Origin of the sequence: Massilia genomosp. 1 (genome assembly GCF_011682185.1) — a bacterium.
Taxonomy (GTDB): Bacteria; Pseudomonadota; Gammaproteobacteria; order Burkholderiales; family Burkholderiaceae_D; genus Telluria_A; species Telluria_A rubra.
This window is the reverse complement of sequence record NZ_WHJF01000160.1, coordinates 1-9,569: the sequence shown is the minus strand read 5'-3', so window position 1 is coordinate 9,569 and position 9,569 is coordinate 1. Positions and strand designations below refer to the sequence as shown.

At 67.0% G+C, this 9,569-nt stretch carries 6 protein-coding genes and 1 pseudogene; 6 read left to right on the top strand and 1 reads right to left on the bottom strand.

From position 1 onward, the window contains the following. From F1735_RS31345 to ppnP, 6 genes and pseudogenes are all read left to right on the top strand, one after another. A pseudogene (locus F1735_RS31345) lies at positions 1-756 on the top strand (hypothetical protein); the annotation flags it as partial. Further along, positions 753-1,439 carry a chemotaxis protein CheW gene (locus F1735_RS31340; protein WP_167240652.1) on the top strand — a complete coding sequence of 229 codons (687 nt, stop codon included), beginning with the start codon at positions 753-755 and terminating at the stop codon, positions 1,437-1,439. The pseudogene F1735_RS31345 and the gene F1735_RS31340, both read left to right, overlap by 4 nt. Then, positions 1,436-3,688: a hybrid sensor histidine kinase/response regulator gene (locus F1735_RS31335; RefSeq protein WP_167240650.1), complete on the top strand. Its 2,253-nt coding sequence runs from the start codon at positions 1,436-1,438 to the stop codon at positions 3,686-3,688. Before F1735_RS31340 ends, F1735_RS31335 begins: the two co-directional genes overlap by 4 nt. Beyond that, a complete protein-coding gene (gene cheB, locus F1735_RS31330; RefSeq protein ID WP_167240648.1) occupies positions 3,685-4,704 on the top strand; it encodes a chemotaxis-specific protein-glutamate methyltransferase CheB in 1,020 nt (339 codons plus the stop codon). The genes F1735_RS31335 and cheB overlap by 4 nt, the downstream gene beginning before the upstream one ends. Before the next feature lie 66 nt (positions 4,705-4,770). Then, the gene (locus F1735_RS31325; protein ID WP_229506056.1) at positions 4,771-5,781 is read left to right on the top strand and encodes a diguanylate cyclase; all 1,011 of its coding nucleotides are present in this window, start codon (positions 4,771-4,773) and stop codon (positions 5,779-5,781) included. A gap of 12 nt (positions 5,782-5,793) precedes the next feature. Next, complete coding sequence (gene ppnP / locus F1735_RS31320; RefSeq protein WP_167240644.1) at positions 5,794-6,105, top strand: pyrimidine/purine nucleoside phosphorylase; 312 nt, start codon at positions 5,794-5,796, stop codon at positions 6,103-6,105. A gap of 48 nt (positions 6,106-6,153) precedes the next feature. On the opposite strand, the gene F1735_RS31315 is transcribed toward ppnP, so the two are convergent. Beyond that, positions 6,154-9,279 (bottom strand): glycoside hydrolase family 3 protein, encoded by a 3,126-nt coding sequence (locus tag F1735_RS31315; RefSeq protein WP_229506055.1) that lies wholly within the window; start codon positions 9,277-9,279, stop codon positions 6,154-6,156. Positions 9,280-9,569 lie beyond the last annotated feature (290 nt).

Sequence of the window (9,569 nt, the reverse complement as noted above, 5' to 3'; positions counted from 1 at the left end):
CGCCGCTTTCGCCAGTTGGCGATCGGGCGGCGCGGCGCCGCGCGCGCGGCCAACGCCGCCGCCTGGAACGGCCGCGCCGGCCTGCTGCGCGCCGCCGCCGCTGGCGCCGCCCGGGCGCGCCGGCGGGCCGACGACGGCAGCCTGTCCGCCGGTCACGCCGACGGGCCGGCGTTCTGCCGCACCGGCTTGGCGGCGCTGCGCGCGCCGGGGGCGTGCGCGCGCGAAAAACCCGGCGCGCGCGCGTCCTGGCCGGCGCGCCTGCCGGCACGCCAGCACGTGCGCCCGGCGCGGCCGCTGGCCGCCACGCCAGCGCCACCGGCCGCCACGGCGCCCCCCATGCGGGGGCTGCGCGCGACGGCCCCGGTGGCGGCGCAGCTGGTGGTGCGCACGGCCCCGGCCGACCTGCTGGCGCGCGCGCGCCGCCAGGCCGACCTGGGCGACTTGCAGGGCGCCGCCGCCGCCTGCCGCGAGCTGCTGGCGGCCGATCCCGATTCGGCCGACGCCTATTTCATCCTCGGCATGGTGAGCGAATGCGAACAGAAGATGGACGCCGCCGGCGGCTACTGGCGCCGCTGCGTCTATCTGAAACCGGACCACTACGACGCGCTGTGCCACCTGGCCCTGCTGGCCGAACAAAGCGGCGACCAGGCGCAGGCGAGCGCCTTCAAGCAGCGCGCCGCGCGCATCTACCAGCGCAGTAACGGCAATGGTAACGGCAACAACAACGTCGGCGCATCACGCAAGGCGCTCCGATGAGCAGCGCCCCCGACACCCTGCACGCGCTTGACGACCAGGATTGCTGGAACACGATCGGGGTGGCCGGCGACATGAGCTGCCCCAAGCTCGAACAGCATGTCCACTGCCGCAACTGCGAGGTCTACGCCGGCGCGGCCAGGCGCAGCATGCGGCGCCCGGTGGACGCCGCCTACCGCGACGACTGGGCCGCCCTGCTGCGCCAGCCGCAAGCCGCGCGCGCCCAGCACGACAGCTCGGGCCTGGTGTTCCGGCTCGGGCGCGAGTGGCTGATGCTGCCGACCCACATCGTGGCCTCGGTCGCGCCGCTGAGCGCCAGCCATTCGCTGCCGCACCGCAGCGGCGGCGGCCTGACCGGCATCGTCAACGTCGGCGGCACGCTGACGCCGTCCATCGCACTGGCCACCCTGCTCGGCATCGACGAAAACGACGCCCCGCAACAGGGCGGGCGCCATGTGTTCGCGCGCCTGCTCGTCATCAATTGGGACGAACAGCGCTTCGCCCTGCCGGTGGCCGACCTGCACGGCATCCTGCGCTACGGCGCGGCCGGCGTGGGCGCGCCGGCGGCCACCCTCAACAAGGGCCTGCAGCGCTTCATTACCGGCGTGCTGACCCACGGCGCGATGCGCATCGGCGTGCTCGATGCGCCGCTGATCGGCCACCAGCTGAACAGGTTACTGCGATGAGCAGCGGCAGCGGCGACCTCAGTCAATTCTCGATGCTGGACCTGTTCCGCATGGAGGCGGACGGCCAGACCCAGATCCTCACCGACGGCCTGTTGAGCATGGAACGCGGCGGCGGCGACGCGTCCACCACCGAATCGATGATGCGCGCCGCCCATTCGATCAAGGGCGCCGCCGCCATCGTCGGCCTGGACGTCGTGGTGCAGCTGGCGCACGGCATGGAAGACGCCTTCATCGCCGCCCAGCACGGCCAGTTGCAGCTCACCCCCGCGCGCATCGACGTGCTGCTGGCCGGGGTCGACCTGATCCTGCAGTTTTCGACCCTCGACGAAGCCGCCCTGCCGGCCTGGCTGGAACAGCACGGCGCGCGCATCGGCGCCACCATGAACAGCATCGCCGGCATTGCGCAGATCGCGTCGGCGCCGCTGCCCGAGCCGCTACCGCTCGCGCCGCCGGTGGCGCGACCGGTAGCGCCACCGCCCGCGCCGCCCGACGACGCGGCGCCGCAACGGGTGGCGGGCGCGCCCAAGGCGGCCCAGAACTTCGACCGCCTGCTGGCCCTGGCCAGCGAGTCGCGCATCAACGCGCACCAGATGCACCCGTTCATCGCGCAGCTGCAGCGCTTCAAGCGCAACCAGGCGAGCCTGTTCCAGGCGCTCGAACAATTGCACGAGGCGGTGCTGCGCGGCGGCGACCAGGCCCTGATCGAGCAATCGGCCCTGGCCGGCCAGAAGGCCCATCCGCTCAAGCAGTTCATGCTCGAACACATGGCCGACATCGAAAGCTTCGAGCGGCGCCTGCTGGGGGTCTCGAAAAACCTGGTGGACGAAGTATTGACCTTGCGCATGCGCCCTTTCCGCGACGGCGTGCAAGCCTTTCCGCGCATGGTGCGCGACCTGGCGCGCAGCCTGGGCAAGGAGGCGCAGCTGGTGATCGAAGGCGAAGACACGCTGGTCGACCGCGACATCCTGGCGCGCATCGAAAGCCCGCTCAACCACATGCTGCGCAACGCCGTCGACCACGGCATGGAAAGCCAGTCCGAGCGCATCGCCGCCGGCAAGCCGGCGCTCGGGACCATCGTGCTCGAAGCGCGCCACCGCGCCGGCATGCTCAGTATCGAGATTGCGGACGACGGGCGCGGCGTGGACATCGAGCGCATCCGGCGCCAGGTGGTCGAGCGCAAGATGGCCAGCGCCACGATGGCGGCCGCCATGTCCCGGCCCGAGCTGATTGAATTCCTGTTCCTGCCCGCCTTCAGCCTGAAGGAAACCACCAGCGCCATCTCCGGGCGCGGCGTGGGGCTCGATATCGTGCATCAGACCATCCGCGAACAGAACGGCACGGTGCGCATCGAGTCCGTGCCCGGCGCCGGCTTTCGCACCTTGATCACCCTGCCGCTGACGCAATCGATCGTGCGCGCGCTGGTGGTCGAGGTGCAGGGCGAAGCCTACGCGATCCCGATCGTCAAGGTCGAACGGGTGCTCAAGGTGCCGCAAAGCGAGATCCACACGCTCGAGAACAAGCAGTTCTTCGACTTCGGCGGCGAGCACCTTGGCCTGGTGTCGGCGGCGCAGGTGCTGGAACTGGGCCAGATCGGCGCCGGCGCGGGCGAGCTGCCGGTGGTGGTGATCGGCGCGGCCCAGCGCCGCTATGCGCTGGTGGTCGATGCGATCCGCGGCGAACAAAGCCTGGCGGTGCAGGCGCTCGACCCGATCTTCGGCAAGATGCGCGACATCAGCGCCGGCGCCCTGCTCGACGACGGCGCCCCGGTCCTGATCCTGGACGTGCCGGACCTGCTGCTGTCGATCGACAAACTGCTGCACGAAGGCGGCCTGCACCAGCTGGGCGCGCGCGGCGGCCCCGAAAAACGCAAGGTCAAGCGCATCCTGGTGGTGGACGACTCGCTCACCGTGCGCGAAATGGAACGCAAGCTGCTGCAGGGGCGCGGCTACCAGGTCGACATCGCCATTGACGGCATCGACGGCTGGAACGTGGTGCGCAGCGGCGACTACGACCTGTTAATCACCGACGTCGACATGCCGCGCATGGACGGCATCGAACTCGTTGGCCTGGTCAAGAAGGATATCCATTTGTACAAACTGCCCGTGATGATCGTCTCCTACAAGGACCGTCCCGAAGACCGCGCGCGCGGCATGAGCGCCGGCGCCGACTACTACCTGACCAAGGGCAGCTTCCACGACGAGACCCTGCTCGACGCCGTGTTCGACCTGATCGGAGAGGCCGGCCTGTGAAGATCGGGATCGCCAACGACGTCGCCATGGCGGCCGAAGCGCTGCGCCGGGTGGTGGCCAGCACCAGCGAACACCAGGTGGTGTGGATCGCGCGCACCGGCCTGGAAGCGGTGCGCATGTGCGCCGACAAGCGCCCCGACCTGGTCCTGATGGACCTGAACATGCCGGAACTGGACGGGGTCGAAGCGACGCGCCAGATCATGCAAAGAACGCCGTGCGCGATCCTGGTGGTCACCGGCCAGCCGCAGGACAATGTGAGCCAGGTGTTCCGCGCGCTCGGCGCCGGCGCGCTCGACGTCACCGCCACGCCGCTGCTGGCGCGCGGCGGCGGGGGCGACAGCGCGCTGCTGCACAAGATCAAGACCATCGGCAAACTGATCCGCGTGAGCGGCGCCGAAGCCCATCCCGCGCATTCGCCCGAGCGCGCCGATGCCAGGATCAAGCACCTGCTGGCCATTGGTTCATCGACCGGCGGCCCGATCGCCGTGGCCAAGATCCTGGCCGGCTGGAACCCGGCCCCCGGCACCGCCATCGTGGTGGTCCAGCACATCGACGAAAACTTCGCGGCGCACTTTTCCAAGTGGCTCGGCGAACAGCTCCTGATGCCGGTGCGCGTGATCGAAGACGGCGATCCGCTCGAAGCGGGCTGCGTGCAGGTCGCCCGCACCAACGACCACCTGGTCCTGAGCGCGCGCCAGCGCCTGCACTACGACGACGTGCCGCGCGATTACGCCTACCGGCCCTCGGTCGACGTGTTTTTCCACTGCGTGGCGCGCAACTGGGAAGGCGACGCGACCGGGGTGCTGCTGACCGGGATGGGGCGCGACGGCGCCGCCGGCCTGCTCGCCATGCGCCAGGCCGGCAAGGCCACCATCGCCCAGGACCAGGCCAGCAGCGCCGTGTACGGCATGCCACGCGCCGCCGCTGAAATCGATGCCGCGCAGCAAATTTTGTCGTTAGAAAACATCGGGCGCGCATTGCGCAGTAGAATTGGGTCGACACCGGCCGGGAATTGAGTCTCCACCTTCGCGCCGGCACTACCGAAAAGCTGATGACCGATGTCTGATGTAAGCAAACCCTGCATGCCGGAGCCGGCCGTTTTCAAGGTGCGGGTCCTGATGGTGGACGACCAGGCCATCATCGTCGAGGCGGTGCGGCGCATGCTGGCCGACCAGGCCGACATCGAATACCACTACGTGCTCGACTCCTCGCTGGCGCTCGAGACGGCCGAACAATTGCAGCCGACCCTGATCTTGCAGGACCTGGTCATGCCCGGCATCGACGGCTTCGGCTTGATCGCCCGGTACCGCGAGCGCGACAGCCTGCGCCAGGTGCCGGTGATCGTACTCTCGGCCAAGGAAGATCCCGAGCTCAAGGCGCACAGCTTTGCGGTGGGCGCCAACGACTACATGGTCAAGCTGCCGGACAAGCTGGAACTGCTGGCGCGGGTGCGCTACCACTCGGCGGCGCACATCAGCCGCCTGCAGCGCGACGAAGCGTTCCGCTTCCTGCGCGAGAGCCAGCAAAAACTGGCCGAAGCGAACATCGAACTGCAAAAGCTGGCCGCCCTGGACGGGTTGACCGGGATCGCCAACCGGCGCCGTTTCGACGACGTCATCAAGCTCGAATGGCAGCGCGGCCAGCGCGAACAGAAGCCGCTGTCGCTGCTGATGTGCGACATCGATTGCTTCAAGGCCTACAACGACAGCTTCGGCCACCTCGCGGGCGACCTGTGCCTGAAAAAGGCGGCGGCCGTGCTGACCGAAAACCTCAAGCGTCCGGCCGACCTGGCGGCGCGCTATGGGGGCGAAGAGTTCGCCATCATCCTGCCCGAAACCAGCCTGGCCGGCGCCCAGGTGGTGGCCGACGCCGTGCGCAGCCACCTCGAAAAGCTGGCGATGGAGCATCCCCAGGCGGCCGGCGGCATCGTCACCATCTCGATCGGCGTGGCCAGCGTGGTGCCCTCACGCGGCGACAGCGCCGAGAAGCTGACCGCGCGCGCCGACAAGGCGCTGTATGAGGCCAAGACGGGCGGGCGCAACCGTGTATGCGTGGCCGAATCCGGCGCCGGCGCCGACAATCAACCCACCTGAAGAAGGAAGTCCATGAGCATGATTGAAAACGTCGCCATCAGTAAAAAGTCGAACATCTACTTCGACGGCAAATGCGTCTCGCACACGGTGTTGCTGGCCGATGGCAGCAAAAAGACGGTGGGGGTGATTTTCCCCTCGCAGCTGACCTTCAACACGGCGGCGCCGGAAGTGATGGAAATCGTGGCCGGCAAATGCCGGGTCAGGCTGGCCGGCAGCGACGCCTGGCAAGACTACGGCGCGGGCGAGCGCTTCAGCGTCGGCGCCAACACGGCGTTCGAGATCGACACCACCGAAACGCTCGACTACGTCTGCCACTTCGGCTGACGATGGAGCGGACGCCGCCCGGCGTCCGTCCGTCAGCGCGACAAGGGCTTACTGTACGAAGCGGATCTGGCGCAGCTTGTACTGTACGCCCTGCTGATCGCCCCACTTCGGCAAGGTGCCGAACGGCATGCCGATGTTGCGCAGGTCAAAGCAAGGATCGGCCGCCGCAATCAGGGTGCTGACCTTGACCGAGACCGGCGTCCAGCCACCCGGCGCCGGACGGCCGAAGACATGGTCGCCCGACTTGCAATTGCTGCCCGGGCTTTCCATCTTGACCGCCAGGCCGCCGCTATTGGCCCCATAGCTGCCGACATGGATCTCGAACTGCAGGGTGCCGCCGGCGAAGTTGCTCAGATTGACTGGCGCGCCGGTGATCATCACCAGGCCGTCGCCACCGTCGGCGGCGAAGCGCATGTCCAGCCCATCGGCTTGTGTGATGCCGGCCTTGACGTGGCTGCCATTGGACGAGTAGGTGCTCAGCGCCAGGTCGCCGGTCAGGGCGCCGGCGCTGAACACGCCGTACGTCGGCCCCGGCAGCGGCGGCCCGAACACCACCGGTTCCGGCACCAGGCTGGCGCAGGTGGCGGCATCGGCATCCTTGGCCGCGCCCGGCACCCAGCGGATGTTGGCGAACGAGGCCACAAACGCCTTCTCGGTGTAGACCAGGAACGGCGTATCGACCAGGGTGAAGTCGGCGCCCTTGGCGGCGAAGCAGGACAGCGGCAATTTCACGGTGCGCTTTACCGCCAGCGGCAAACCCTTGAACAAGCTGGTGGCGTCGACTTCGCCCGCGCATGGGTGCTTGCAGTCCACCCGCATTTTCACGGCCCCGGCCGGCGCCTTGTGGACGATGGTATCGAACACCAGGGCCGCGTCGGCGTTGAGGTAGCTTTCACGGTCGGCCGTGGTCGCCGCTTGCGAATAGAACTGGCCGGCGCCGCTCCAGCTGATTTTCTTGCCGTCCTGCTGGACATTGATCTGGGTAGTCTCGGCTTTGACGTTGGGTAGAATCGTGACCGCGTTCAAGTCGGCCCCCAGCGCCAGTGACCAGGCGCTCGGGTCGCCGATGCGGGCCGTGTAGGGCGCCTGGTCGGCCGAGCGGAACACCTCCAGGTCGCTACTGGCCTGGCTGCCGTTACCGGCGACCTGGGCGCAACCGAGGGTGGGCGCCGTTTCGTCCAGCCTGGCCAGTGTGGTGTTGTCCGCGTAGCGCATCCCGAAGCCATAGGCAAACAGCGGATCGTAGCCGGCGTCGCCCTTGTTGGCCATCTGGCACGCCGTTTTGGGCCAGGAGAACGACAGCTTGCCGTTGAAGTCCAGATTGACGTCGCCATTGTCCTTGCGGAACAGCACATCGGTGACACCCTTGCCTTCGGTGCCGGGCAGCCAGGCCACCACGAACGCGCTTGAGCGGTTCAGTTCCTTGTTGACCCAGACCGGACGGCCGGTGATCAGCACGGTGACCACCGGCACCCCCTTGCCGCTGACGGCGTCGAGCACGGCCAGGTCTTCCGGATGGCGGCGCGCGTGCTCCAGGGTGCCGCTCTTGCCGATGTCGCCCACCCCTTCGGCGTACGGGGTTTCGCCGATGACGGCGATGACGGCCTTGAAGTCGGCTGGCTTGACGTCGGCGCCGTTCGGGCTGTAGACCACGTTGGCCTCGCCGGCCACCGACTTGATCGCCGCCAGGATGCTGTCGGCGTTCGGGAAGTCGGCATTGGTATTGGCCGTGCCCTGCCAGGTGAGCGACCAGCCGCCGCTTTGATTGGACAGGCTGTCGGCGCTTTTGCCGACCACCAGGATCTTGTCGCCGCGCTTGAGCGGCAACACCTTGTTATCGTTTTTCAGCAGCACAAGCGACTTTTGCACCGCTTCGCGCGCCAGTGTACGATGCTGCAGGCGGCTGGCGTCGGTGTACTGGCGTTCCAGCGGCGATTTGGCGCTCATGATGCCGGCGCGAAATTTCACGCGCAGGATGCGGGTCACGGCGTCATTGATGCGCGCCAGCGGAATGTCGCCCTTGTTGACCGAGGCGATGGTGTTATCGATAAACTCTTTCCACTTGTCCGGGACCATGATCATGTCGACCCCGGCGTTGATCGCCTGCGGGCAGCCGCCGTCGCTGCAGCCCGGCACCTGGGCGTGGCCATTCCAGTCGCCGATGACGAAGCCATCGAAGCCCATCCTGGTCTTGAGCACATCGGTCAGCATCTCCTTGCTGCCGTGCATTTTGCCGACCTTGATATTCAGGCTCTCATTGTCCCAGCTGTTAAACGAGGCCATCACGGTCTGGGCGCCGGCGCCGAGGGCGTGGTAATACCCCTGGCCATGGATGTTGATCATGTCGTTGCGGCTGGACATGTTGACGCCTTGATCCCTGCCCAGATCGGTGCCGCCGTCGCCCATGAAGTGCTTGGCCGTGGCAATGACGTTGCCGCCGCCGGCGAAATCGTTTTGCAAGCCCTTGACCATTTCGCGCGCGTATTTGGTGACGATCAAGGGATCTTCCGAATAACTTTCATAGGTGCGGCCCCAGCGGTCATCGCGCACCACCGCCAGGGTCGGGGCGAAGGTCCAGTCGATCCCGGTGGCATGCACTTGGGCGGCCACGGCCGCGCCGATGCGGCGCATCATGGCCGGATCGTTGGCTGCGCCCAGGCCGATGTTATGCGGGAACATGGTCGCGCCGAACACATTATTGTGGCCGTGTACCGCGTCGGTCCCCCAGATCACCGGGATCTTGACCTTGGCATCGCTGGCCATCGACGCTTTCCAGTACGCGTCGGCCAGCTTGACCCAGTCCGCCGGCGCGGCCAGCTTGTTGTTACCCGGGAAAGAACCACCGCCGTTCAGCACCGAGCCGATGTAGTACTGGCGCACCTGGTCCGGCGTGATGCTCTTGATTTCAGGCTGCGTCATCTGGCCGACTTTCTCGGCCACGCTCATCCCCGCCACGATGGCGGCGATGGCGGACTCGATCGCCGGATCTTTCTTGATATCGCTGGCCACGTGGGGAAAATCGCTGTACTGCGTCACCGTGTCGACGGCGACCGGCGGCGGCGCGGGGATGCCCGGCCTGGCCGGGTCGCTGTCGCCATCGCAGGCGGCCAGCATGGCGCCGCAGGCGGCCGCTGCCAGCAGCGTCCGGATCAAGGTAGATAAGGTGTCTCGCATCTTGCTGGTCTCCTGATTGAATGGCTGGGGCGCGCCGGCAATCGCGGAAAGCGAAATTGGAAGCGCTTCACTCGCGCTGTCATTATTTAACAGAATTGACCAAAAAGATAATGTTTTCTGAACATTTTCGCCAGGCCCGGGCCTGGCGCGCAGGGACTGGCTGCTAGCCTGAATTTTGCACAAAAAGGGGCAAGAATGCCGTAAGTGATTGATAGAATGGGAGTTATCTAAAAACCTACCCTATCAGCACGAACACACCTTGCCCGACATGAATTCTACCCCAGAGCAGC